The sequence below is a fragment of the Oceanisphaera psychrotolerans genome, assembly GCF_001870485.1.
Classification (GTDB): Bacteria; Pseudomonadota; Gammaproteobacteria; order Enterobacterales; family Aeromonadaceae; genus Oceanimonas; species Oceanimonas psychrotolerans.
This window is the reverse complement of the sequence record NZ_MDKE01000032.1, coordinates 1-24892: the sequence shown is the minus strand read 5'-3', so window position 1 is coordinate 24892 and position 24892 is coordinate 1. Positions and strand designations below refer to the sequence as shown.

Annotated in this window: 19 protein-coding genes and 1 pseudogene; 15 read left to right on the top strand and 5 right to left on the bottom strand. The window is 58.3% G+C overall.

The window, feature by feature from the left end; translation table 11 throughout:
• The first annotated feature begins 33 nt into the window (after positions 1-33).
• From BFR47_RS11490 to BFR47_RS11480, 3 genes are all read left to right on the top strand, one after another.
• Positions 34-1416, top strand: a complete 1383-nt coding sequence (locus tag BFR47_RS11490; RefSeq protein ID WP_071473209.1) for an undecaprenyl-phosphate glucose phosphotransferase — start codon at positions 34-36, stop codon at positions 1414-1416.
• 227 nt (positions 1417-1643) lie between these two features.
• A complete protein-coding gene (locus BFR47_RS11485) occupies positions 1644-2003 on the top strand; it encodes a VanZ family protein (RefSeq protein ID WP_071473208.1) in 360 nt (119 codons plus the stop codon).
• Positions 2004-2112: 109 nt separating this feature from the next.
• A complete protein-coding gene (locus BFR47_RS11480; protein ID WP_071473207.1) occupies positions 2113-2709 on the top strand; it encodes a DUF938 domain-containing protein in 597 nt (198 codons plus the stop codon).
• Positions 2710-2842: 133 nt separating this feature from the next.
• Here the strand turns inward: BFR47_RS11480 and BFR47_RS11475 are convergent, their stop codons facing one another.
• On the bottom strand, positions 2843-3991 hold the full coding sequence (locus BFR47_RS11475; protein ID WP_071473206.1) for a GNAT family N-acetyltransferase: 1149 nt from the start codon (positions 3989-3991) through the stop codon (positions 2843-2845).
• A gap of 363 nt (positions 3992-4354) precedes the next feature.
• On the opposite strand from BFR47_RS11475, the gene BFR47_RS11470 reads away from it, so the two are divergent.
• The 4 genes from BFR47_RS11470 to pgi all read left to right on the top strand — a co-directional run bounded on the left by BFR47_RS11470 (position 4355) and on the right by pgi (position 9301).
• Positions 4355-5725: an MBL fold metallo-hydrolase gene (locus tag BFR47_RS11470; protein WP_071473213.1), complete on the top strand. Its 1371-nt coding sequence runs from the start codon at positions 4355-4357 to the stop codon at positions 5723-5725.
• 67 nt (positions 5726-5792) lie between these two features.
• On the top strand, positions 5793-6158 hold the full coding sequence (locus tag BFR47_RS11465) for a four helix bundle protein (protein ID WP_071473205.1): 366 nt from the start codon (positions 5793-5795) through the stop codon (positions 6156-6158).
• Positions 6159-6215: 57 nt separating this feature from the next.
• Positions 6216-7235, top strand: a complete 1020-nt coding sequence (gene galE / locus BFR47_RS11460) for a UDP-glucose 4-epimerase GalE (RefSeq protein WP_071473204.1) — start codon at positions 6216-6218, stop codon at positions 7233-7235.
• 422 nt (positions 7236-7657) lie between these two features.
• The gene (pgi, locus tag BFR47_RS11455) at positions 7658-9301 is read left to right on the top strand and encodes a glucose-6-phosphate isomerase (protein WP_071473203.1); all 1644 of its coding nucleotides are present in this window, start codon (positions 7658-7660) and stop codon (positions 9299-9301) included.
• Between the two features lie 384 nt (positions 9302-9685).
• Here pgi and arcA read toward each other — a convergent pair whose 3' ends face one another.
• Complete coding sequence (gene arcA / locus BFR47_RS11450) at positions 9686-10402, bottom strand: two-component system response regulator ArcA (protein ID WP_071473202.1); 717 nt, start codon at positions 10400-10402, stop codon at positions 9686-9688.
• A 436-nt stretch (positions 10403-10838) separates the two neighbouring features.
• Between arcA and BFR47_RS11445 the strand changes: the two genes are divergently transcribed.
• Entirely contained in the window at positions 10839-11330 is a 492-nt protein-coding gene (locus BFR47_RS11445; protein WP_071473201.1) for a putative 4-hydroxy-4-methyl-2-oxoglutarate aldolase, read from the top strand.
• Positions 11331-11409: 79 nt separating this feature from the next.
• Here BFR47_RS11445 and aceK read toward each other — a convergent pair whose 3' ends face one another.
• A complete protein-coding gene (gene aceK, locus BFR47_RS11440) occupies positions 11410-13161 on the bottom strand; it encodes a bifunctional isocitrate dehydrogenase kinase/phosphatase (protein ID WP_071473200.1) in 1752 nt (583 codons plus the stop codon).
• Positions 13162-13334: 173 nt separating this feature from the next.
• Between aceK and BFR47_RS11435 the strand changes: the two genes are divergently transcribed.
• The 6 genes from BFR47_RS11435 to ung all read left to right on the top strand — a co-directional run bounded on the left by BFR47_RS11435 (position 13335) and on the right by ung (position 21565).
• Positions 13335-14027: a tRNA/rRNA methyltransferase gene (locus tag BFR47_RS11435; RefSeq protein WP_071473199.1), complete on the top strand. Its 693-nt coding sequence runs from the start codon at positions 13335-13337 to the stop codon at positions 14025-14027.
• Between the two features lie 235 nt (positions 14028-14262).
• Complete coding sequence (gene thrA, locus BFR47_RS11430; protein WP_071473198.1) at positions 14263-16722, top strand: bifunctional aspartate kinase/homoserine dehydrogenase I; 2460 nt, start codon at positions 14263-14265, stop codon at positions 16720-16722.
• Entirely contained in the window at positions 16723-17679 is a 957-nt protein-coding gene (gene thrB, locus BFR47_RS11425; RefSeq protein WP_071473197.1) for a homoserine kinase, read from the top strand.
• The gene (gene thrC, locus BFR47_RS11420) at positions 17676-18953 is read left to right on the top strand and encodes a threonine synthase (protein WP_071473196.1); all 1278 of its coding nucleotides are present in this window, start codon (positions 17676-17678) and stop codon (positions 18951-18953) included. Before thrB ends, thrC begins: the two co-directional genes overlap by 4 nt.
• A 971-nt stretch (positions 18954-19924) precedes the next feature.
• Entirely contained in the window at positions 19925-20797 is an 873-nt protein-coding gene (gene tesB, locus BFR47_RS11415) for an acyl-CoA thioesterase II (RefSeq protein ID WP_071473195.1), read from the top strand.
• A gap of 90 nt (positions 20798-20887) precedes the next feature.
• Positions 20888-21565 carry a uracil-DNA glycosylase gene (gene ung, locus BFR47_RS11410; protein ID WP_071473194.1) on the top strand — a complete coding sequence of 226 codons (678 nt, stop codon included), beginning with the start codon at positions 20888-20890 and terminating at the stop codon, positions 21563-21565.
• A 117-nt stretch (positions 21566-21682) separates the two neighbouring features.
• On the opposite strand, the gene BFR47_RS11405 is transcribed toward ung, so the two are convergent.
• Together BFR47_RS11405 and tal are read right to left on the bottom strand one after the other, a co-directional pair.
• On the bottom strand, positions 21683-21874 hold the full coding sequence (locus tag BFR47_RS11405; RefSeq protein WP_071473193.1) for a DUF3545 family protein: 192 nt from the start codon (positions 21872-21874) through the stop codon (positions 21683-21685).
• Between the two features lie 164 nt (positions 21875-22038).
• A complete protein-coding gene (gene tal / locus BFR47_RS11400; protein ID WP_071473192.1) occupies positions 22039-22992 on the bottom strand; it encodes a transaldolase in 954 nt (317 codons plus the stop codon).
• Between the two features lie 409 nt (positions 22993-23401).
• Between tal and BFR47_RS11395 the strand changes: the two are divergent.
• A pseudogene (locus tag BFR47_RS11395) lies at positions 23402-24822 on the top strand (alanine/glycine:cation symporter family protein).
• Positions 24823-24892: the final 70 nt, after the last annotated feature.

Genomic DNA, 24892 nt, shown 5'->3' with positions numbered 1-24892 from the left:
ACAACAGAACCGAAAACTTAAAAGAGCATAATAATGTCCCGGACTATAAACGGCCTTACCGAACGTTACCCGGCCCAGTTGCTGGTGCCACTGGTGGATATGCTGGCAGTGGTGGCGGGCAGCCTGCTGGCCCACTGGTGGCGCTTTGGCCACATGCAGTTGCCGGAGCGCTCCGTGCTGGCCATGGCCCTGATGGCCTTGCTGGTGGTGGTGTTCAACAGCGCCTTTGGCGGTTACCGGCGCTGGCGCATCAAGCGTATTCCCACCTTGCTGTTCCGGCTGTTGCTGGTGTGGCTGCTGGTGGCGGTGTTGGTGACCTCCATTATTTATTTTGCTCATGCGGCACACCGTTACTCCCGGCTGTGGGTGGGCATGGCGCTGTTGCTGTCGTTTGTAATGGCCGGCGGTGTGCGCATTGTGGTGCAGCAGGTGCTGCGTCATTCCCGGCTCAAGGGGCTGGCCAGCAAGAGGGTGTTTTTGGTGGGCTCGGGCAAAAAGGTGCTGTCGGTGGGGCGGGGCATGCGTAATACCCCGGAAGAAGGCTATGTGCTGGCCGGGGTGGAACGGCTCAGGGCCAAACCCGGCCCGCAGGATCTGGCTCGGATTGCCCGGCGGGTGAGTGAGTCCGGTGCCCAGGAGGTGTGGCTATGCATGCCGCTGGATTTGAGCAATGCCATTCGGGACATTTTTTATGCCTTGCGTCACCACACGGTGGAAGTACGCTTTATTCCCAACTTCTCGGATATGCAGCTGCTTAACCACAGGGTAAGCGAGGTGGCGGGGCACTTTTCCATCGACCTGAGCGTGTCGCCCATGAGCGGCATGGCCTGGTTGGTGAAGCGGCTGGAAGACATGGTGGTAGGGGCGCTGATTTGCCTGCTGATTTCGCCCATCTGTCTGGCAATTGCTATTGCCATCAAGCTCACCTCGCCGGGGCCGGTCTTGTTCAAGCAATATCGTACCGGGGCCAATGGCCGGCATTTCAAGGTGTACAAGTTTCGTTCGATGAAGGTGCACCAGGAACACAGCGGCCAAGTGACTCAGGCCACCAAGGGCGATACGCGCATTACTCCCATCGGCGCCTTTTTGCGGCGTACCTCGCTGGATGAATTGCCTCAGTTCTTTAACGTGCTGCAGGGGCGCATGTCCATAGTGGGCCCGCGCCCCCATGCCCTGGCGCACAACGAGCATTACAAGGAGCTGGTGGAGTCTTACATGAAGCGGCACAAGGTAAAGCCGGGCATTACCGGCTGGGCCCAGGTGAACGGCTTGCGGGGCGAAACCGACACCCTGGACAAGATGGACAAGCGGGTAAAGCACGACCTCTGGTATATCAACAACTGGAGCCTGTGGCTGGACCTGCGCATTATAGTGGCCACCGTGTTCAAGGGGTTTATCAACAAGAATGCGTATTGAGTTTTAGGGATTGGGGAATAGGGATTGGGGAATAGGGAATGGGGAATAGGGAATAGTTAGGGCAGGGAATGGTGACTGGGGATTAGGGATTGGCCCATTCCCCGATCCCCAGTCCCATGTTTACCCACTCCCGAACCCCTTGTTTATCTATTCCCCATTCCCTGCTCCCTATTCCCCGTCTCTTAACCAATCCCCATTCCCCATTCCCCAGCTTTTGAGGTATAAAAATGGCGTTGCTGTTCCGGCTCAGGCTGGTGATTTTTTTTATGTTTCTGGTGGCGTTGTTTTATGGCTTGTTTCGGCCAACGCCACCGCCCGATCTGTTTGGTGATTCGGACAAATACATGCATCTGGTGGCGTTTTTCTGCTTAGGGGTGAGCGCGCGTTTCGCCTTTGTGCGGCTGCCTGGTGCATGGGTATGGGGCGCCTTGCTGGCCTCGGCCCCCTTGCTGGAGTATTTGCAGCATTATTTTCAGCCTCATCGTACCTTCAGTTGGTTTGATGCACTGGCCAATGCCGGCGGCGTGCTGCTGGCACTGGGCTGCTGGTTGCTGGCCCGTTGGCCGGGCGTGAGGGGGAAGGAGTGAGGAGCAAGTTACCATAACCGGCAATGGTATCAGCCGACGGGTAGCGCCATCGGGTACCAGAGTGGGTATTTTGAGTGAACGAATGTATTTGCATGAAGGAAATATCCTGATGATCGACAAGCCTTTTTCTCAGGCCTGCGAAAACAACAAGCGGCCGATCCTGGCGGTGCTGGCGCGGGTGTTTGGGCGGCCGGGCACCGTGCTGGAGATCGGCAGCGGCACCGGTCAGCACGGGGTGTTTTTTGCCGAGGGCCTGCCCCATTTGCAGTGGCAGCCCAGTGACAGGGCCGAGCATATTCCCGGCATGTCGCTCTGGTTCGATGAGGCAGCGTTACCCAACTTGCTGCCGCCGCTGGTGCTGGATGTTACCCAGCCGCAGTGGTCGGCCGGGCAGTATCAGGGGGTATTTACTGCCAATACCCTGCATATCATGGCCTGGTCCGAGGTTAAGGCCCTGTTCGCCGGGTTGGAAAGGGTGCTGGCGCCGGGGGCGGCGGTTTGTATTTATGGCCCCTTCAACTACGAAGGGCGCTTTACCAGCCCGAGCAACCAGGCCTTTAACGCCATGCTGCGCAGCCAGACTCCCCATATGGGGATACGGGATATTGAAGATGTCACCGCGCTGGCCGCGCAGCATGGGCTAACCCTGCAGGCGGATCATGCCATGCCCGCCAACAACCGGTTGTTGGTGTTTGGCCTCCCGTAGCTGCCACTTTAGTTGGCAGGCCTTGCGGAGCAAGGCAATCAAAGCATGGCGCCATGCCTGCAAACCCCGGTGAGCCTGCCGGATTGCGCCGCATAAATGGGCGCCTACGGGGTAAGCGATGGCTCCTATCCGCCTATTCCTCGCTCTTGAACGGCAACTGCTGCCGGCATTGTGCCTGATAATGCTGCACCTGCTCTTGTTCCCGCCGGCAGTAGTCGGTAATGGCGTCATTGAAGCCCCGCTCGAACAGCTTGAAGTAGCCGTGGCAGAGCCGGGGTTCAAAGCCCCGCTGCAGCTTGTGCTCACCCTGGGCCCCAGCGTCGAAGCGGGTTAGTCCATGCTGAATACAGTATTCAATGCCCTGGTAATAGCAGGCCTCGAAGTGCAGAAATTCCAGTTCCTGTTCGCAGCCCCAGTAACGGCCATAGAGGGTGTTATGTGAGCGAAAGCACAGGGCACCGGCCACCATGGTTTGATCCTGCCAGGCGGCAAACAGCACGCATTGATCACGACAGTATTGGCCCCACAACAGCAGGGTTTTCTGGGTCAGGTAGCCGTTATGACCGGCCCGTTTCTGGTAGGTGCGCCGGTAGAAGTGGTAGAATTGTTGCCAGATTTCCGGTGTAAGCGCCTCGCCGCTCAGGGTGGTAAAACGGATGCCGCTGTCCCGCACCCGGGCTCGCTCCTTCAGTAGATTCTTGCGCTTGCGGGAGCTGAACCGGGCAAGAAAATCGTCCATGTGGCGATAGCCCCGGTTCAGCCAGTGAAACTGCACATTGACCCGCCGTTGCCAATTCTGACTTTGTAACACCTCTCCCAGCCCGGACTCGCAAAACAGGCACTGGTAGCCGCTGGCGCCGATTTTTTCGCTCAAGGCAAGCAGGCCCTGCTCAAACCAGGGCATTACCTGCTCTGGCCGATAACCGGGTGCCAGCCCCAGCCTGGGGCCGGTGGCGGGAGTAAAGGGAATGGCACAGACCAGTTTGGGATAGTAGGCCAGCTGGTGGCGCTGGTAGGCCTCGGCAAAGGCCCAGTCGAACAGGTATTCGCCATAGGAATGGGTCTTGATGTAGCAGGGCATGGCGGCAATCAGCCGTCCTTCCTGATACAGGCAGGCATGCTGCACCAGCCAGCCGGTGTCTTTGCCCAGGCTGCCGCCTTGCTCCAGCGCCCGTAAAAAGCCGTGGCGAATAAAGGGGTAGCCGTCGGTAAACAGCGCATCCCAGTGGGCGGCATCAATGTGGCTGATGGCGGGGATAAACACCAGTTCGGGGGAGGGCATAGAGACCTGCTTTATATCGAATACGGCGGTTGTCGAGTGTACCAAAGAACCACGAAACCCTGTAGAAGCCTGCTTCAGCCCAAGCATCGGGATTGTTTTTTGCCCTTGTAGCTGCCGCTTTAGCTGGCAGGGCCTGCGTAGCAGGGCAATACCGGCAAATAACGCAGGGCTTTAGAGCTCGCGCCATGCCTGCAGATTTTGATTCGGCTGTGGGTTTGCGCCGCATAAATGGGCGCCTACAAAATCATTCCCCATTCCCCATTCCCCATTCCCCATTCCCCATTCACCAATCAGCTCCGGGCTTTTTTGTTTCCGGCAGACTAAAGTTGGCTTCATATGGATTTTATTCTGGCGGGAGGTGGCATGATTAACGGCAAGGTTGAAGTGTTGCATCACGGAGCGGTAAAGGGGGTGACCGGCTCTTGTCACGAGCTGCGGCTGAACGGGGCCGGTATTCTCATTGACTGCGGCTTGTTTCAGGGCACCGAGCGGCGGGACGATTTGGCCATCGATTTTGATATCAGCCATATCAAGGCGCTGGTGGTCACTCATGTGCATATCGACCACGTAGGCCGCATTCCCTATTTGCTGGGGGCGGGTTTCAAGGGGCCGATCATTTGCTCGCAGCCCACGGCGCTGTTGTTGCCGGCCATGCTGGAAGATGCGCTAAAGATCGGCTTTACCCGGGATAAAAAACTGATCAACCGGGTGCTGAAAATGCTCAGGTCCCGGTTGGTGCCGCTGCCTTATGGTCAGTGGCAGTCGGTGGTGGGTACCGGGATTGAGGTGCGGCTGCAGCGGGCCGGGCATATTCTGGGCTCGGCCTATGTGGAGTGCGAGGCCGGGGGCCAGCGCATTGTGTTTAGTGGTGATCTGGGCGCGCCTCATTCTCCGTTGCTGATCGCGCCCGAGCCGCCGGAGCGGTGTGACCTGCTGGTGATGGAAAGCACCTATGGCGACAGGAATCACGAAAGCCGAATCGATCGGCGGTTGCGACTGAAAGATGCCATTGAGCATGCGCTGGCCGATGGCGGCACCTTGCTTGTACCGGCCTTCAGCCTGGGCCGTACCCAGGACTTGCTGTATGAAATAGAAAGCCTGATGGCGGAGTTTGGCACAGAGGCGGCGGCGCCGGATTTGCCCTGGAGTGAGCTGGAAGTGGTGGTAGACTCGCCGCTGGCGGCCAGGTTTACCGGCCTTTACCGCAAGCTCAAGCCGTTCTGGAACACGGAGGCCAAAGCGCGAGTGGCAGAGGGTCGGCATCCGCTGTCGTTCGAGCAGCTGACGGTGGTGAACAGCCACCGGGATCACCTGAATGCGGTCAACTACCTGGCCCGGTCACGCAAACCCTGTGTGGTGCTGGCGGGCTCTGGCATGTGTGCCGGTGGCCGGGTGGTGAATTACCTCAAGGCGATGCTGGATGAAGCCCGCAACGATGTGTTGTTTGTGGGTTATCAGGCCGAGGGCACGCCGGGCCGGGATATTCTGGAATACGGCGCGAAAGGAGGCTGGGTAGAGTTGGATGGCGAGCGTTTTAGCATTCACGCCCAGGTGCATCAGGTAAGCGGCTATTCGGCCCATGCCGGCCAGCAGGATCTGATAGACTTTGCCACCGGTATCACACCGCCACCGGCGCATATCAGGCTGATCCATGGAGACGCCGTGGCCAAGGCGGCGTTGCAGGCCAGGTTGGGTGAGTTGCTGTCGGATACCGAGGTGGTGATTGGGGAATAGGGATTGGGGAGTAGGGAATAGGGATTGGGGAATAGGGAGTAGGGATTGGGGAATAGGGAGTAGGGAAATGCAGAATCATAAGAGTCTGGAGGTATGGCAGCAGGCTATGCAGCTGGTTAAGTTGACATACCTTGTTTCCGCTTCTTTTCCGAAAGTCGAACAGTTTGGACTGACTTCTCAAATGCGGCGTGCAGCGGTATCTGTGCCTTCAAACATTGCTGAGGGTGTGGCAAGAGGGACGACGAAGGAGTACGTCCACTTTTTGAACATTGCCCGGGGGTCATTAAGTGAGCTGGATACTCAGTTTGAAATAGCCAGAATGCTGGAGTTTGTTGAAGATAGTAGCCCTGTTTTTCAACAAATTGAAAACGTGGCTCGCTTGTTAACCGGGTTGCACAGGGCAATGAGTATGAAAGTGAGGGACGGGCGGTAAGGAATCCCTATTCTCAGCTCCCTATTCCCTCTGTTTTTACAATAAAAAGGGATAACGATGACGATTCTGGTAACCGGCGGGGCCGGCTATATTGGCTCTCATACGCTGGTGGAATTGCTGAACAGCGGTCAGCAGGTGCTGGTGCTGGATAACCTGAGCAATGCCTCGGCCGAGTCGTTGCGGCGGGTGACGGAGATCACCGGCAAGCAACCGGCTTTTGTAGAAGGGGATATTCGCGATGCGGATCTGCTGGCCAGGTTGTTTGCCGAGCACAACATAGAGGCCGTCGTGCATTTTGCCGGGCTGAAGGCGGTGGGCGAGAGTGTGCAAAAGCCGCTGGAATATTACGATAACAACGTTAATGGCACCCTGGTGCTGGTAGATGAAATGCGCAAGGCCGGGGTGTTCCGGCTGGTGTTCAGCTCGTCTGCCACCGTGTATGGCGAGCCGCAGCAAATGCCAATTACCGAAGACTTTGCGGTGGGCGGCACTACCAACCCGTATGGTACCTCCAAGCTGATGGTGGAGCAGATACTGCAGGATCTGGCCAGGTCGGATACACGCTGGTCTGTTGCCTTGCTGCGTTATTTCAATCCGGTGGGAGCCCATGAGTCCGGTTTGATCGGTGAAGACCCCAACGGCATTCCCAACAACCTGTTGCCGTATATTGCTCAGGTAGCGGTGGGCAGGCTGGAGCGGCTTGCGGTATTTGGTGACGATTACGCCACGATAGATGGCACCGGCGTGCGGGATTACATTCATGTGGTGGATCTGGCGCTGGGCCACCTCAAGGCGCTGGAGCGTATTGCTAGCCATGCGGGCGTGAGCATTTATAACCTGGGCACCGGCCAGGGGTATTCGGTGCTGCAAATGGTCAAGGCGTTCGAACAGGCCAGTGGTCGCCCGGTGCCTTATGCCATAGCACCTCGCCGCCCCGGTGATATTGCCGAATGCTGGGCCAACCCGGCCAGGGCGCTTGAACAGCTGGGCTGGCGGGCCGAACGAGGCCTGGAACAGATGATGATGGATGCCTGGCGCTGGCAGTCGCAAAATCCGGATGGGTTTAAAAAAGCGTGATGGGGATAAGGTGAGGAGTGTCCCGAGCACGGAGTTCTGGTACTTTGTAGCTGCCACTTTAGTTGGCAGGCCCAGCTCCGCTGGGCGGTGGGAACGGGCACGGTGCCTGTAACATTCGATTCGCCTGTAGGTTTGCGCCGCATAAATGGGCGCCTACGCCTACGGAAATCACAACCGGTGCCCCTGTAGCCTGCCGCTTCAGCTGGCAGGCCCAGCTCTGCTGGGGGGTGGGAACGGGCGCCGTGCCTGTAATATTCGTTTCGTTTGTAGGATTGCGCCGTATAAATGGGCGCCTACGGCACCACGACCCTGCAACCCGGCATTTTGTCGCAGGCATGATGGATAACGTGCCCATTTATTGAAGCTAATAAACCTTAAAAAGCCTCACGGGTTAAATTTTTATAATAAATAACAGGATTGGGATGACGTCTTTAGTTCAGCAGCCACGGTTTGTGGCGTTACAGGAATTCAAGCAGCGGGAGCAGGCGATGAGCCTGAGCCAGCGCTTTGCCGAGGATCCCGAACGGTTTTCGCGCTTTTGTTTTGCCTTTGGCAGTCACATGCGGGTGGACCTGTCTCGTCAGCACTGGTCGAACGAGGTGCTGGCATTGCTGTGCGAGCTGGCGCGAGACATGAAGCTGGCGCCGGCCATAGAGGCGTTGTTCGGCGACAACCGCTTTAACCATACCGAAGGACGGGCGGCGCTGCACACGGCGTTGCGCATGCCGGCAGGTGCCAGCGCGGTGCTGGACGGGGTGAACGTGGTGCCTCAGGTGCATGCCGAGCTGGCGCGGCTACGGGCCTTTTGCGAACGGGTGCATGCGGGCGAATGGCGCGGTTTTGGTGGTCAGCCCATTACGGACGTGGTCAACATCGGCATCGGCGGTTCCGACCTGGGGCCGGCCATGGTGGTGGAGGCGCTGGCTCCTTATCTGGACCGGGGCATTCGGGCGCATTTTGTGTCCAACATGGACGCTGCGCAGCTGGCCTCGGTGCTGGCAACGGTGGATCCGGCCCGTACCCTGTTTGTGGTTTCTTCCAAGACCTTTACTACCGACGAAACCATGACCAACGCCCGTGCCGCCCGCGCCTGGCTGTTGGCTGCCTGTGGTGATGAAACCCAGGTTAAAAAGCATTTTGTGGCTGTGTCGACCAATGCCGCTGCGGTGCAGGAGTTCGGCATCGACACCGAGCAGATGTTCGAGTTCTGGAGCTGGGTGGGCGGGCGCTTTTCGCTGTGGTCGGCCATCGGCCTGCCCATCGCGCTGGCGCTGGGGTTCGAGCGCTTCGAGCAACTGCTGGCGGGCGCTCACGAGATGGACGAACATCTGCGGCATACGCCCTTCGAGCAGAATGTTCCGGTGTTGCTGGCGCTGCTCAGCATCTGGAACATCAATGTGCTGGGGCTGACCAGCGAAGGCATCTTCCCCTACAGCCACCACCTGAAGCGTTTTCCGGCCTATTTGCAGCAGCTGAACATGGAGTCCAACGGCAAGGGCGTGAATAGCCTCGGCGAGAAGGTTACCCACAACACCGGTCCCGTGGTGTGGGGCGAGGTGGGCACCAATGGCCAGCATGCGTTTTTTCAGTTGCTGCACCAGGGCAGCCAGGTGGTGCCGGCGGAGTTTATCGGTTTTGCCCGCTCCACTTACGACTACCCCGAACATCATCGCAAGCTGCTGGGCAACATGCTGGCTCAGGCTCAGGCACTGGCGTTTGGTAAAAACCGAACTCAGGTAGAGGCGGAGCTGGCGGCCGAGGGGCTGAATACCGAGGCCATCGCCAGGCTGGCGCCCAGCAAGGTGATGGACGGCAACCGCCCCAGTACCACCATGTTGTGCGATGAGCTTAACCCCCATAATCTGGGCGCCCTGATAGCCCTTTACGAGCACAAGACCTTTGTGCAGGGCGTGTTGTGGAACATCAACAGCTTCGACCAATGGGGGGTTGAGCTGGGCAAAAAGCTGGCAGCCCGCTTGATCACCGACTTGGCGGACGATGGCGTGACCACAAGGCACGACAGTGCCACCAACGGGCTGCTGGCGCAGATCAAGGCGTGGAAATAAAACAGATAAGGCCGGGTCGTTGTATTGTAGGCGCCCATTTATGCGGCGCAAGCCGGCAGGCGAATCGTAAACGGTCAGGCATGGCGCATGATCGGCAGGCCCGGCGTTGTTGGTATTGCTCTGCTCCGCAGAGCCTGCCAGCTAAAGCAGCAGCTACGGATGAGATCGGATTGTTGTTTCCGTAGGCGCCCATTTATGCGGCGCAAGCCGGCAGCGAATCGTAAACGGTCAGGTACCGCGCATGCGCTTCAGGCCCTTGCTCTGCTCCGCAGAGCCTGCCGACTAAAGTGGCAGCTACGGATGAGGCCGGGGATTGGTGTAACAAGGTAATGCCGTGAGCGAATGGCCTGAATGCAAAACCCCGCGTGAGCGGGGTTTTTTGTTTTAGTCTTCCAAGTCGCCGCAGAAGCGGTAGCCTTCGCCGTGAATGGTGGCGATGATTTCCGGCGTGTCGGGGATGGACTCGAAATGCTTGCGGATGCGGCGAATGGTAACGTCCACGGTGCGATCGTGGGGCTTGAGCTCGCGGCCGGTCATTTTCTTCAGCAGTTCGGCCCGGCTCTGGATCTGGCCCGGGTTTTCGCAGAAGTGCACCATGGCGCGGAATTCGCTGCGCGGCAGCTTGAACATCTCGCCGTTGGGGCTGATCAGGGCGCGGCTGTTGATGTCCAGGCTCCAGCCGTTGAAGCGGTAGGCTTCAATCTGCTTTTCTTCTTCCTGAACTTCCGGGGTCTGCATGGTGCGGCTCAGCAGGTTGCGGGCCCGGATGGTCAGCTCGCGCGGATTGAACGGCTTGGTGATGTAATCGTCGGCGCCAATTTCCAGCCCCAGGATCTTGTCGACTTCGTTGTCGCGGCCGGTCAGAAACATCAGCGCCAGGCTGTGTTGCTCACGCAGCTCGCGTGCCAGCAGCAGGCCGTTTTTACCGGGCAGGTTGATGTCCATGATCACCAGATTGATCTTGTTGCTGGACAAGGCCTTGTACATTTCTTCGCCATCGGTGGCTTCCAGTACGGCGTAGCCTTCTGCCTCGAAAATGCCTTTCAGCGTGTTGCGGGTAACCAGTTCGTCTTCAACGATAAGGATGTGGGGAGTCTGCATGAGCCTACCTGTTTTTAGATGTAAATAGAATTCAGTATCAACAGTTGCCGGAACCGGTGAGCAGCGAGTGTAATTAAATGACGTTATCGCCTTTCAATTTATGCAGGGCATCAGCCCGGTTTCGCTGTCTCTTTGAGTCGTTTTTTTATTTGCATCCCATGCAGTTACTGCTTCGCGCCCCAAAGTAGACGGACGGGACAAACAGAGGTCCATTAGCCAAAGTTGTCTTATTTTAACAGTTAACAGGGGCATAACAACAGTCTGAGGCTGATAATGTTAAATAGTTTTATGGTGATTTTTGACGCAGGTCAAGCTGCGATTTAACAACGGGAGCCGAATGTTATACAAAGGTATGCAGCAGGACGGGAGATCCTGTTTCCTGGCCTGGCAGAGGGCTCGTTCAAACAGACATTGTTGTAGTCACAAGGAGGCTAAGATGCTGGATTTGCTACCGGATTTATGTGATGAGCACGGCGACAAGGTGACGATACTGGCACCCTTGTTCAGGGATTATGGCGGAGAGGATGTGTTCTGGGGCCAGGTGGTCACGGTGCGTTGCTACGAGGATAACTCCCGGGTACGGGAACTGGTGGCCACCCCGGGCACCGGCAAGGTGCTGGTGGTCGACGGTGGTGGCATGCTGCGCAGGGCCCTGATGGGCGATCAACTGGCCGAAACCGCGGTGGCAAACGGCTGGGAAGGGGTGGTGATCAACGGCGCCATTCGCGATGCCGGTGCCATCGGCGGCATGGGGCTGGGGGTCAAGGCGCTGGCGACCTGTCCGATGAAAACCGAAAAGCGCGGCCAGGGAGACGTGGATGTTCCCGTTACCTTTGCCAGCGCCACCATCTACCCCGGCGATTATCTCTACGCCGATATCAACGGCATCCTGGTGGCCCGGGAGCCCCTGAGCCACCCGCAGTTATAAGGGCGGGGATTAGGGATTGGGGAATAGGGATTGGCCCATTCCCCATTCCCATGTTTACCCATTCCCTACTCCCCATTCCCTATTCCCCATGTTTACCCAGTCCCTGCTCTTCATACAGATAGCGGAAGCGGCGCTTGCGCCGGTAGGGATAGACATCGCCAAACTGGCCCGCATTGATGTTCTGCTGCAGCTGGCGCCAGTAGCCGGCGGTGAACAGGTCGTTGTGCTGCTGCTTGAAGGCGTCGCGAATGCGTGGGCTGCTGAGCAGAAAGGTGGCGAATTCTTCGGGGAAGATATCGTTGGGTGCCACCGAATACCAGGGCTCGGCGCTGAGCTCGTCTTCCGGATAGCGGGCCTTGGGGATATCGCGGAAGTTGCATTCGGTCATGTAGGATATTTCGTCGTAGTCGTAGAAAATCACCCGGCCGTGACGGGTAACGCCGAAGTTCTTGAACAGCATGTCGCCGGGAAAGATGTTGGCGGTGGCCAGCTGCTTGATGGCGTTGGCGTATTCGTCGATGGCATCCACCACCTGCCGATCCGATGCGTGCTCCAGATAAATATTGAGTGGGGTCATGCGCCGTTCGGTATAAAGATGGCGGATCATCAGGGTATCACCGGTCATGGTGAGCAGCGAGGGCGCGACCCGTTGCAGCTCGGCCAGTAATTCGGGGCTGATGCGGTGCAACGGCAGCTCGAAGTTGGTGAACTCCATGGTGTCGGCCATGCGGCCGACCCGGTCATGCTGTTTTACCAGCCGATATTTGGCGCGCACCGTGTCGTGACTGACTTCCTTGGGCGGGGTGAAGCGGTCCTTGATGATTTTGAACACCACGTCATAGGAAGGCAGGGTAAACACGCACATCACCATGCCCTTGATGCCGGGCGCCAGTACGAACTGGTCGCGAGAATCGTGCAGATGCTGCAGAAAGCTCCGGTAAAGCTCGGTTTTGCCATGCTTCTGGCAGCCGATGGCGTTGTAGATTTCGTAGTCGGCCTTGTTGGGCAGCAGTGGCCGCAAAAAATGCACCAGCAGGGCCGGTACCGGGCACCACACCATGAAGTAGGCGCGAGCGAAGCCGAACAGAATGGAGGCGTCGTCGTGGGAGAGGATCAGGGTATCCAGATAAAGTCCGCCCTGTTCATCGTGCAGTATGGGCAAAATGAACGGCAGTTCGACGTGGTCGTATTCCAGCTTGCCGACGAGATAGGCGCCCTTGTTGCGAAAGAACAGGTGGTTGATAAAGGTAAGGCTGACATCAATGTGGGCGAGATCGTCCGGCCCGAATTGCCGCAGGTAACGACCTACATAGTCCAGATCCTGCTCCAGATCCCTGAAGGGCACCTGCAGCTTCAGCCCTTGCAGCACCTGACGCAGGCAGTCGGTCAGCCGGTCGGCACCGGTGTGGTATTGCGAACAGTAAGGGGAGAGGTCCGGTACCGCGGTGCGCCGGATAAAGCCGTGAATATAGAGGTGGTCGGCGCGGATGTTTCGATGGCGAAAAGAGCGGCGGTACACCGAGTTGTAAAAGGACTCGGCGATTTCCGGATTGGTATGCTCGATCAGCAGATCGTTGAAGGCCTGCTTGATGGCCTTGAGCGTGTGCTGGCCGAGAGGGCCGCCGCCGCTCTGGTCGCGAATGGCCTGCACCGTGTCGTTGACATGGCGGTCGTACAGGCGAATGCGCTGGCGACCGGCCTGCTGCACGCCCAGCCAGTCTCTGGCCTCGAACCGGGCCTGAGCCCCCGCGGTGATATCGAGAAAGCAGCGATAAAAGTCATTGAAACGGGTCATGATGATCCGGGCCATGTCCCTGGCGTGATGATTCATGGGGGCTCCTGCATGGTTTTTCATCGTTAATCGAGGGTGCTGTGCATGCAGCTACCTTACGTAATTGATCTCGCTGAAAACACCCGCTTCGTCCCAAAGATGAATATTCCGGCTGAATTGTCTCCGACCCCGTTTTAGTGGGACAATGTGCGGCGTTTCGTTGGGAGATTGGCATGCAGCTTTATTTTGTACTCAAGTCGCCGGCACGGGCGGAAAACGTGGGTGCCGCGGCGCGGGCGATGAAAACCATGGGGTTTGACCGGATGCGGCTGGTCAACAGCCGGGTGCACGAGCAGGACAAGGCGCACTGGGTGGCTCACGGGGCCCAGGAGGTGCTGGAGCAAGCCGAATCTTTCGACGAGCTGGTGCCGGCACTGGCCGACATGGATCTGGTGATTGCCACCACCGCCCGGCAGCGGGGGCGCTACCGCTATTATCTGACGCCCAAGCAGGCCATTGCCCAGGTTAACAATAAAAGCGTGCAAAAGGTGGCGTTGCTGTTTGGCTGCGAGGAGTCCGGGTTAAGTAACGAGGATCTGGCGCTGGCCGACATCATCAGCTATCTGCCGCTGAAAGTGAGTTATCCTTCGCTGAACCTGGGCCAGGCCATCATGCTTTATGCCTGGGAGTTCAGCCAGGGGCTGAGTGAAGAAAACGAAGAAAAAACCGACGTTCAATCCGAAAACACCCAGTTAAGGGTGTTGCAGCAAAAAACAGAGCAATTGTTCAGTAAGGTCGGGGTATCGCAGCAGGAAAAACTGGCAGAGTGGGTGAGTGACCGTTTGCCTATGCTGGAACAGCGGGACCTCAATCTGCTGCATCTGCTTTACAAGGACCTGGACCGGGCCCTGTCGGCCGGGGATTGAAGTTGACAAGCAGGGACGCTCGGGTTATTGCTATGCCATTCGTTTTCAGAGGTTATTCGTCATGTTGCCGAGTGCAAGCCGCATCACCACCATTATTATTACCGGTACCACCACTGGTGGCACTGGGGCGGGCTGATGCGCTGACGACAAACCGATTAGAATTCTCAAGCCCGCGTCCCCATCCGATGCGGGCTTTTTCGTTTTACGCTTTTTAGTTTTATACAGGGAGTAATCAATGCGTGTCTTGAAATTTGGCGGCACTTCTCTGGCCAACAGCGAGCGATTCATCAATGTCGCCGATATCGTGGTCAACAATCAGCAGCAATCTCAAGTGGCGCTGGTTCTGTCAGCCCCCGCCAGGGTGACCAACCATCTGGTCGCGGTCGTGGAGCAGACCATTCGTGGCCTGGATCCGGCACCGGTACTGAAAGAAATCGAACAGATTTTTCACGGTATCATTCAGGGGCTCAAGGCCCAGTTTGAGCAGTTCGATGATCAGGAAATCAAGGCCCGCGTCGATCGCGAACTGGGTCAGCTGGCCCGTCTGCTGCAGGGCGTGAGCCTGCTGCAGCAATGCCCGGACAACACCCAGGCCCACATTCTGAGCCGGGGCGAGGCGTTGTCTATCGCCACCATGTCCGAGCTGCTCAAGGCGCGCGGCGAGCAGGTGGAGGTGATCACGCCCCAGACCATGCTGCTGGGCGAGGGCAGCTTCCTCGAAGCCCACGTCAATATCGAAGTGTCCCGTCAGCGGTTTATCGATCAGGGCCTGCGCAGCGATTGCGTCTATCTGATGCCGGGCTTCACCGCCGGCAACGAGAAAGGCGAAACCGTGATCCTGGGCCGTAACGGTTCCGATTACTCCGCCGCCGTGCTGGCCGCCTGTGTGGGCGCCGAGTGCTGCGAAATCTGGACCGACGTGGACGGCGTCTACAACTGCGATCCGCGGCTGGTGCCGGATGCCAAGCTGCTCAAGCAGCTGTCCTATAAAGAAGCGATGGAGCTGTCCTACTTCGGTGCCAAGGTGCTGCATCCCAAGACCATCGCGCCCATCGCCCAGTTCCATATCCCCTGTCTTATCAAGAATACCGGTAACCCTCAGGGCGAAGGCTCGCTCATCGGCCCCGAGTGCAGTGACGACGAACAGCAGGTCAAGGGAATTTCCGATCTGGTCGGCATGAGCATGATCAACATCTCGGGTCCGGGCATGAAAGGCATGGTGGGCATGGCCGGCCGCCTGTTCTCCTGCGTGTCTCGCGCCGGGGTCAGCATCGTGCTAATTACCCAGAGCTCGTCGGAATACAGTGTCAGCTTCTGCATTCACAGCTTTGATCAGGTCAAGGCGCAGAAAGCCATCGCCAGCGAATTTGCGCTGGAATTCAAGAACAAGCTGCTGGAGCCGCTGGATATCATCGAGGATCTGGCCATCATCTCCCTGGTGGGCGATCACATGCGCACCGTCAAGGGCGTGTCGGCCCGCTTCTTCAATGCGCTGGCCGAAGCCTCCATCAACATCGTGGCCATCGCCCAGGGCTCGAGCGAGCGTTCCATCTCGGCGGTGATCCACAAGACCAAGACCACCGAGGCCATCAAGGCCTGTCACCAGAACTTCTTCTCCAGCCGTCGCTTCATCGATGTGTTCCTGGTGGGCTGTGGTGGCGTGGGCGCGGCGCTGCTGGAGCAGATCCGCCGTCAGCAGTCGGTGCTGGAAGCGCAGGACATCGGCATTCGGGTGGTGGGTATCGCCAACTCCCGCAAGATGGCGCTGGACCGCAACGGCATCAACCTGAATGAGTGGCGCGACAGCCTGGAACAGGCCACCGACAGCTTCAACCTGCCGCGTCTGCAGCGGATGGTGGAAGACAGCCATCTGATCAACCCGGTGCTGGTGGACTGTACTTCCAGCGACGGCGTGGCCGATCAGTACGCCGACTTTCTGGCCGCCGGTTTCCATGTGGTCACTCCCAACAAGAAAGCCAACACCACCAGCCTGGACTACTACCGCCAGCTGCGTCGGGCCGCCCAGCGTACCCACCGCAAGTTTCTTTACGAGACCAACGTGGGCGCCGGTTTGCCGGTAATCGAAAACCTGCAGAACCTGATCCGCGCCGGCGACCAGCTCAAGGCCTTCGGTGGCATCCTGTCCGGCTCCATGTCCTACATCTTCGGCAAGCTGGACGAAGGCATGAGCTTTGCCGACGCCACCCGTGTTGCCCGTGAAAACGGCTTTACCGAGCCGGATCCGCGGGACGATCTCAGCGGCATGGACGTGGCGCGCAAGCTGCTGATCCTGGCCCGGGAAGCGGGCATGCCCCTGAGTCTGGAAGACATCGAGGTGGAAGCCTCGCTGCCACCGGAATTCGATGCCAGCGGCGATATCGAACAGTTCATGGCCCGTTTGCCCGAGGCCAACGGCTACTTCGAAGCCCGGGTGGCGCAGGCCGCCGCCGACGGCAAGGTGCTGCGTTATGTGGGTGAAATCGAAAATGGCCAGTGCAAGGTTGCGATCAAGGCCGTAGATGGCGATGATCCCCTGTTCAAGGTGAAAGACGGCGAAAACGCCCTGGCGTTCTACACCCAGTATTACCAGCCGATTCCGCTGGTACTGCGTGGCTATGGCGCCGGTGCCGATGTGACCGCCGCCGGCGTGTTCGCCGACCTGTTGCGCACCCATAATTGGAAGCAGGAGATTTAAATGAGTGTTGTTGCGTTCGCGCCTGCCTCTACCGCCAATGTGAGCGTGGGGTTTGATGTATTGGGGGCCGCCATGGCCCCGCTGGACGGCACCCTGCTGGGGGACCGGGTGCTGGTGGCCGACACCGAGGGCGACTTTGCGCTCGGCAAGACCGGCGCCTTCGCCCACAAGCTGCCGGACGACTTCAAGCAGAACATCGTCTACGACTGCTACCTGGCCTATGAAAAGGCGCTGGAGCAGAAGGGCATCGGCCGCAAGCCGCTGGTGATGACGCTGGAAAAAAACATGCCGGTGGGCTCGGGCCTCGGCTCCAGCGCCACCAGCATCGTGGCCGCTTTCGTGGCCCTGAATGCCTTTTACGACCAGGCGCTGAGCGAGCATGAACTGATGCTGCTGATGGGCGAGCTGGAAGGGCAGATTTCCGGCTCCGTTCATTACGACAACGTGGCGCCCTGCCATTTTGGCGGCATGCAGCTGGTGCTGGATGAAGCCGGTGTGGTCAGCCAGACGCTGCCCAGCTTCGACGACTGGTACTGGGTGCTGTGCTACCCGGGTATCAATGTCTCTACCTCGGCGGCGCGCAGCATACTGCCGGCACAATATCGCCGCCAGGACTGCCTCACCTACGGCCGCCGTCTGGCGGGCTTTGTGCATGCCAGCCACACCGGTCAGGAGCCGGTGGCTGCCGCCATGCTGAAAGACGTGATTGCCGAACCCTACCGGTCTCAGCTGATCCCCGGCTTCGACGCCGTGCGGGAGCAGGCCGCCGCCATGGGCGCGCTGGCCACCGGTATTTCCGGCAGCGGCCCCACCGTGTTCTGCGTGCTCAAGGACTTGAGCCAGGCGGAAAAACTGAAGGGCTGGCTGGCCGAACACTTTATTCAGAATCAGGATGGCTTCTGCCATATTTGCAAAATAGATGCCGAGGGCGCTCGGGTAACAGGAACAGAATTATGAAGTTGTACAATATCAAGGATCATGCGGAAACCATCGATTTTGCCGGTGCGGTAAAGCAGGGGCTGGGTCGTGGCCAGGGGCTGTTTTTTCCGGAAAACCTGACGCCCATCGCCAACATCGACGCGCTGCTGGAGCAACCATTGGTGCCGCGCTCGGTGGCCGTTTTGCAGCACCTGATCGGGGATGAAATTCCCGAATCCACCCTTACCGCCATGGTAGAGCACGCCTTTACCTTCCCGGCGCCGCTGGTCAAGGTAGACGACCACACCTACGCCCTGGAGCTGTTCCACGGCCCGACCCTGGCGTTCAAGGACTTCGGTGGCCGTTTCATGGCCCAGTGTCTGGCGACCCTGAGCAAGGACGGCAATAAAATCACCATTCTGACCGCCACCTCCGGTGATACCGGTGCCGCGGTGGCGCATGCCTTCTACGGTCTGCCCAACATCGAGGTGGTGATCCTGTATCCCGAGGGCAAGATCAGCCCGCTGCAGGAAAAACTGTTCACTACCCTGGGTGACAACATCAGCACCTATGCGGTGCAGGGTGACTTCGACGACTGTCAGGCGCTGGTGAAGCAGGCATTCGACGATGAAGAGCTGAAAGCCGCCGTGGGCCTAAACTCTGCCAACTCCATCAACATCAGCCGCCTGGTGGCGCAGGTCTGCTATTACTTCGAGGCGGTGGCGCAGCTGCCTGCCGACCAGCGTAGCAAGGCGGTGATCGCGGTGCCGTCTGGCAACTTCGGCAACCTGACCGCCGGTCTGATTGCCAAGGCACTGGGCCTGCCGGTGAAGCGCTTCGTCGCCGCCACCAACGCCAACGACACGGTGCCGCGTTACCTCGAAAGCGGCAGCTGGGATCCGAAAAACACCGTGGCGACCCTGTCCAATGCCATGGACGTGAGCCGCCCCAACAACTGGCCGCGGGTCGAAGAGCTGTGCCGGGTCAAGGGCTGGAAACTGTCCGACATCGCCTCCGGCGCGCTCAACGACGAGCAGACCAAAGACGCGCTCAAGCGGCTGTTCGAGCAGGGCTACCTGTGCGAGCCCCACGGTGCCATCGGCTGGGATCTGCTGAACCGGGAGCGGGGCAAGGACGAAGTGGGTATCTTCCTCTGTACCGCCCATCCAGCCAAGTTCAAGGAAAGCGTGGACGAGATCCTGGGTCAGGACATTCCGCTGCCGGGCCCCCTGGCCAAGCACGTGGCCATGGAGTCGTTGTCGGGCGTGATCCCCGCCGACTTCGCCGCTCTGAAAGCGAAGATGATGAAGTAATAGCGCGACCTATTACTCCATGTCATGCCGGGCTTGTCCCGGCATGTTTCGTTTTGGCCGGCTGACAAACTCCCCGGGCCTGCTATCTACAATTCCTCTGGCTGTGTTGCCGTGCTTGCCGTGTGGCGGGAATTCATGCGCTGGCGCTCGATCTGTTGAATCGAGTTGAGCCACAGATGGGCTCCTGCCTTCGCAGGAGTGACAAATATGGCGCGACGACATTATTGGTCATTCCCGTGCAGACGGGAGTCTACCGCAGCGGCACGTGAAGGGGACATCGAGAGGCTGGCGACGACTGACGTCAGCCTCTTTTTTTGGCAGATGCGTCATCCCTCCCTGTTCCTTGTAAGAGATCTCTCAATCGACGCGAGGATAAGGCGGTTTGTGTTGCTGCCATCTTCCCGCTTGTTGTTTCAAGATGTTGATTTTGCTTAGGTTTATATGTTTGGCTGTTTTGTGTACAGCCGGATGGCTTGCCGGGTGAATTGAGCGCGGCGATAAAAGCCGTATCATTACTACCAACAGCAAGGCAGCTGGCAGCTCGGGAAGAGCGGCGGTAAAGGATAACCACCAGGGATGACTGGCACGGAGCCGGAACAGGGATAAGGAAGTGATGTCGACGAGGAGTGTCGGCCGTCAGGATGACGAAAGGACAGGGCCCGGAAGGCCAAGAGGATAACCGCAGGATGCGGTAAGGGATACCTCCAGGATGGAGCGGATGGTGGCAGGATGCAACCAGTCAGGATGATGCAGGAACACCCCGACGGAACGGGTAGGGGAAGACTCAGGACGAGTCAGGTCAGGGAATGCAGGGAGCAATCAGGTTTAAGGAATAAGCCGACGACACTTGAAAGGGCAGCCAATTGGCTGCCCTTTTTCTTGCCCGTTTTCCGTTACCCGCCGGGGCTATCCGGGCGTTATCGGCCTGTGTTAACGTAACCGGACTCGTTGAATGAACAGGTAGCCAAGGCATGAGTCAGGCACTTGATGAACTATTGAGGCTGCTGGCGCTGGAGCCTCTGGACGACGGCCTCTATCGTGGCCAGAGCATGGATCTGGGTTTTGGCGCCGTCTTTGGCGGTCAGGTCATGGGCCAGGCACTGGCCGCGGCCAAATACACCCTGGAGCCGGAGCGGCCGGTGCATTCCTTTCACTCCTACTTCTTGCGCCCCGGTGACGTCAACAAGCCGATCATCTATGACGTGGAAAACATTCGCGATGGCAAAACCACCTCCACCCGACGGGTGCAGGCGCTGCAATACGGCAAGCCCATCTTCTATCTGACCGCCTCGTTCCAGCAGCCGGTGGCCGGTTTCGAGCATCAGGCGCTGATGCCCGAGGTGGCAGGGCCGGAGGGGCTGATTCCCGAAAGCGAGCGCATTCAGGCTCTGGCCCGCTTCATTCCCGACCGGCTCAAGGACAAGCTGCTGGCCGAAAACCCGATAGAGATGCGGCAGGTCAACTACGTCGATCCGTTGCAGCCGGAGAAGACGGCGCCGTTACGCCATGTCTGGCTCAAGGCCAACGGCCGCCTGCCGGATGACCCCCGCATTCACAAATACCTGCTGGCCTATGCCTCGGACTTCAACTTTCTGCCCACCGCCCTGATGCCTCATGGCCATTCGTTCTGGGAGCCCCGGCTGCAGGTGGCCACCATCGATCATTCGATGTGGTTTCATCAGGACTTCCGATTCGATGACTGGATCCTCTATGTCATGGAAAGCCCCCGCGCCATTGCCGGTCGTGGTCTGGTGCAGGGCCACTTCTATACCCGGGACGGTACCCTGGTGGCCACCGCCATGCAGGAAGGCATCATCCGGCCGCGCCAACCCGAGACGCCGTAGCGGCCGCCTACGGGGATCCCCGTAGCCTTGATTCTGCCGCTGTGGTCGAATAAATTCGCCCCTACCCATTTGTCGTTAACGGAAATTCCCATGTCCCAGACCTGGACCCAGCTCATCGACCATGAGCAACAACAGCCTTATTTTCGGCAGGCGATGTCTTTTGTCGAGCAGGAACGCGCCGCCGGCAAGGTGATTTATCCGCCCCGGCCGGATGTGTTTCATGCCTTGCAGTATACCGAGCCGGGCAACGTCAAGGTGGTGATGCTGGGGCAGGATCCCTACCATGGCCCGGATCAGGCCCATGGTTTGTGTTTTTCGGTACGGCCCGGGGTGCGGGTGCCGCCGTCGCTGCGCAACATCTATAAGGAGCTGGCCACCGATATCGAAGGCTTTGAGGCGCCCGAACACGGTTATCTCGAATCCTGGGCCAGGCAAGGGGTGTTGATGCTCAATACGGTGCTGACGGTGGAGGCGGGCAAGGCCCATTCTCATGCCAAACTGGGGTGGGAAACCTTTACCGACAAGGTGATTCAGGCGGTTAACGACCAGGCCGAGGGGGTGGTGTTTCTGCTGTGGGGCAGTCATGCCCAGAAAAAAGGAGCCATGATCGACCGCCAGCGTCACCATGTACTGACCGCGGCCCATCCCAGCCCCTTATCCGCCTATCGGGGCTTTTTCGGCTGCCGGCATTTTTCCCGCACCAACACGCTGCTGCAACAGCAGGGCAAGGCGCCCATCGACTGGCGTTTGCCCGCAACGGCAGAGTAGCTGTTGTGGCCACCCTGCGCACAATATCATCCGGTTCAATGTAAACAGGCCGGGCCAATGTAAAAAGGCGCCCGAGGGCGCCAGATTAACCATTACATTTCTTGTGTTTGTTGTGCTCTACAGTTCAAGCTCTGCTGCCATGTCTTCCAGTTCGAAGGTGCAGTCGAGTTGCTGAAGTTCTTGTTGTAAACGCTTTCTGTCCCTTAGTGCTTCTATTTCCCGCCATTTGCGCTTTTTGGCGGGTTCACGCGATTTACTGCGTGGGGACCGTTCAACCACAAATTCCTGATCGAAGCTGCTCCTTTCCATGGGGCTCCCTCCTGTTGGCTATCAGTTGTAGTCACATCTGGATATATCACAGTCGGTTACACAATAGAAGCTTATTGTTACACTTTGATTAAGCACAAAAAAATGGGCCGGGGAGACAATGAATGGCTCATTGACTCCCCGGCCCATCAGATGCCTGTGCTGACTTACAGCATGGCGTTGATCATGGCCTCGAGTTTGCCCTGATCGATGGCAAAGTTGCGGATGCCTTCGGCCAGTTTTTCGGTGGCCATGGCGTCCTGATTTTGCTCCCAGCGGAATTCGGCTTCGGTCATGGGCGCTGGGCGGGGCTGAGTCGCGCCGTTATCCTGCAGTTTGATCTCGACGTCGCCTTCGGCCTGGCTCAGCTCTTCCAGCAGGTTGGGGCCGATGGTCAGACGGTCGCAGCCGGCCAGTTCCAATATTTCGCCGGTGTTGCGGAAGCTGGCGCCCATCACCACGGTGTTGTAGCCGTGAGCCTTGTAATACTCATAGATCTGGGTCACCGACAGCACGCCCGGATCTTCTTGCGGGCTGTAGTCTGTTTTATCGGTGTTCTGTTTGTACCAGTCGAGGATTCGGCCCACGAAGGGTGAGATCAGGTAGGCGCCGGCTTCGGCACAGGCACGGGCCTGGGCAAAGCTGAACAGCAGGGTCAGGTTACAGTTGATGCCTTCCTGCTCCAGTACTTCGGCGGCGCGGATACCTTCCCAGGTGGATGCCAGCTTGATCAGGATACGTTCGCGGCCGATACCGGCCTGCTGGTACAGCTCAATCAGGTGGCGGGCCTTCTGGATGCTGGCGTCGGTATTGAATGACAAACGGGCATCCACCTCGGTGGAGATACGGCCGGGGATCAGCTTGAGAATTTCGCAGCCGATGTTGACCGCCAGCTTGTCGGAGGCATCGGTCAGCTGTTGGGCGGCATCCTGGCTCTGGGATTTGGCCCAGGTCACGGCGTCGGTCAGCAGCGAGTTGTATTCCGGGATCTGGGCAGCCTTCAGGATCAGCGAAGGGTTGGTGGTGGCATCCTGGGGCTGGTACTTGCGGATGGCTTCGATGTCGCCGGTGTCGGCAACGACGGTGGTGAGTTTTCTCAACTGGGTCAGTTTATCGGCCATGGAAAGAGGTCCCTTATCTGGTCGGCTTGCAAAAGAGTCATAGTATCTCTTATTCGGACCACCAAAATAAAGCCGGGGATCGAGCCGACGGGGCGGAGCCTCGGCGCTGTGGTTGGTTATCGCTGCCGATATCGGTAAAGGGTTTTGTATGAATCTCTGCGAGGTGATGGTTTTTAAAACATTTTTATGTTTCAAAGAATCATTACCTGTTGGTTTTTTGTATTATTAATTATCCTTAAATGTACACTTTATGCTGTATTAATCGCTTTTTTGTCATCGGTTATGTCTTGGTGTGATCGGGATCACATGGTGATTTTTCCTGCCTGTGCTAGATTCCGTGCGCTGCGGATCCGGGGCCGGACCAGGTGTCGGGCGGGGTTCATCATTTTAAGCAAGCAGAGATATATTAATGGATGCAATTATTGGTTTTATCAACGACCTGCTTTGGGGAAGCGTACTGATCTATCTGCTGCTGGGTGCAGGGGTATTTTTTACCTTTCGCCTCGGGCTTATTCAGTTTCGCCATTTCGGTCACATGTTTTCGGTGCTCAAGCACAGCCGCAAGTCTGATGCGGCGGGCATTTCCTCTTTTCAGGCGCTTTGTACCAGCCTGGCGGCGCGGGTTGGCACCGGCAACCTGGCCGGGGTCGCCGTGGCCCTGTATCTGGGTGGCCCGGGCGCCATCTTCTGGATGTGGCTGATTGCTCTTATCGGCATGTCCACCGCCTTCGCGGAAAGTGCGCTGGCCCAGCTGTACAAGGTCAAAGATGAAGACGGCAACTATCGTGGCGGTCCTGCCTATTATATGGAAAAAGGTCTGGGCATGCGCTGGATGGGGGTGCTGTTTGCCATCTTCCTGATCATCGCCTTCGGCTGGTGTTCAATGCGGTGCAGGCCAACTCCATCAGTACCGCCATGGACGTGGCGTTCGGTATTCCTCACTGGGCAAGCGGCGTGGCACTGGTGGTGTTGTCCGGCCTGATCATCTTCGGCGGCCTGCGCACCATTGCCCGCTTTGCCGAGCTGGTGGTGCCGGTCATGGCACTGGCGTACCTGCTGATTGCCCTGGTGGTGGTGGCGATGAACATCACCGAACTGCCCGGCGTGTTTGCGCTGATCGTCAAGTCGGCCTTTGGTCTGGATCAGGCAGGTGGCGGCGCCATGGGGTATGCCATTTCCCAGGCGATGATGAACGGCATCAAGCGTGGCTTGTTCTCTAACGAGGCCGGCATGGGCTCGGCGCCCAACGCGGCCGCCTCGGCCACGCCGTATCCGCCGCACCCGGCTTCTCAGGGTTATGTGCAGATGCTGGGTGTTTTCACCGATACCATCGTTATCTGTACCTGTACCGCGTCCATCATACTGCTGTCCGGCCAGTTTGAGCCCGGCTCCGGCATTACCGGGATCGAGCTGACCCAGCGGGCGCTGTCTCATGAGGTGGGTGACTGGGGTAATACCTTTATCGCCATCGCGATTCTGTTCTTCGCCTTCACCAGCATCGTGGCCAACTACGCCTATGCGGAAAACAACCTGATTTTCCTCGAGCACAACCACAAGGCCGGCTTGCTGGTGTTCCGCCTCTTCGTGCTGGGCATGGTGATGTTTGGTTCCATCGGTGAACTGCCCACCATCTGGGCCATGGCCGATGCGTCCATGGGCATGATGGCACTGACCAACCTGGTGGCCATTCTGTTGCTGTCGGGCGTGGCGGTGAAGCTGGCGCGGGATTACAACGACCAGCGCAAGCTGGGCAAGATCCCCAGCTTCGACGCGGCCAAGTACCCCGAGCTGCATCGCCAGCTGGAAGAAGGGATTTGGGACAAGAAGTAAACTCCGGGATTAGGGATTAGGGATTAGGGATTGGGGATTAGGCTATTCCATCTCTCTCTCCTACTCCATT

Excerpts from the sequence above, each read along its gene's own strand:
- BFR47_RS11485 (WP_071473208.1), top strand. The coding sequence starts at position 1,644 with ATGGCGTTGCTGTTCCGGCTCAGGCTGGTGATTTTTTTTATGTTTCTG.
- BFR47_RS11470 (WP_071473213.1), top strand. The coding sequence starts at position 4,355 with ATGATTAACGGCAAGGTTGAAGTGTTGCATCACGGAGCGGTAAAGGGG.
- tal (WP_071473192.1), bottom strand. The coding sequence starts at position 22,992 with ATGGCCGATAAACTGACCCAGTTGAGAAAACTCACCACCGTCGTTGCC.
- BFR47_RS11465 (WP_071473205.1), top strand. The coding sequence starts at position 5,793 with ATGCAGAATCATAAGAGTCTGGAGGTATGGCAGCAGGCTATGCAGCTG.
- ung (WP_071473194.1), top strand. The coding sequence starts at position 20,888 with ATGTCCCAGACCTGGACCCAGCTCATCGACCATGAGCAACAACAGCCT.
- aceK (WP_071473200.1), bottom strand. The coding sequence starts at position 13,161 with ATGAATCATCACGCCAGGGACATGGCCCGGATCATCATGACCCGTTTC.
- thrB (WP_071473197.1), top strand. The coding sequence starts at position 16,723 with ATGAGTGTTGTTGCGTTCGCGCCTGCCTCTACCGCCAATGTGAGCGTG.
- galE (WP_071473204.1), top strand. The coding sequence starts at position 6,216 with ATGACGATTCTGGTAACCGGCGGGGCCGGCTATATTGGCTCTCATACG.
- thrC (WP_071473196.1), top strand. The coding sequence starts at position 17,676 with ATGAAGTTGTACAATATCAAGGATCATGCGGAAACCATCGATTTTGCC.
- thrA (WP_071473198.1), top strand. The coding sequence starts at position 14,263 with ATGCGTGTCTTGAAATTTGGCGGCACTTCTCTGGCCAACAGCGAGCGA.
- BFR47_RS11405 (WP_071473193.1), bottom strand. The coding sequence starts at position 21,874 with ATGGAAAGGAGCAGCTTCGATCAGGAATTTGTGGTTGAACGGTCCCCA.
- BFR47_RS11475 (WP_071473206.1), bottom strand. The coding sequence starts at position 3,991 with ATGCCCTCCCCCGAACTGGTGTTTATCCCCGCCATCAGCCACATTGAT.
- BFR47_RS11445 (WP_071473201.1), top strand. The coding sequence starts at position 10,839 with ATGCTGGATTTGCTACCGGATTTATGTGATGAGCACGGCGACAAGGTG.
- BFR47_RS11480 (WP_071473207.1), top strand. The coding sequence starts at position 2,113 with ATGATCGACAAGCCTTTTTCTCAGGCCTGCGAAAACAACAAGCGGCCG.
- pgi (WP_071473203.1), top strand. The coding sequence starts at position 7,658 with ATGACGTCTTTAGTTCAGCAGCCACGGTTTGTGGCGTTACAGGAATTC.
- BFR47_RS11435 (WP_071473199.1), top strand. The coding sequence starts at position 13,335 with ATGCAGCTTTATTTTGTACTCAAGTCGCCGGCACGGGCGGAAAACGTG.
- tesB (WP_071473195.1), top strand. The coding sequence starts at position 19,925 with ATGAGTCAGGCACTTGATGAACTATTGAGGCTGCTGGCGCTGGAGCCT.
- BFR47_RS11490 (WP_071473209.1), top strand. The coding sequence starts at position 34 with ATGTCCCGGACTATAAACGGCCTTACCGAACGTTACCCGGCCCAGTTG.
- arcA (WP_071473202.1), bottom strand. The coding sequence starts at position 10,402 with ATGCAGACTCCCCACATCCTTATCGTTGAAGACGAACTGGTTACCCGC.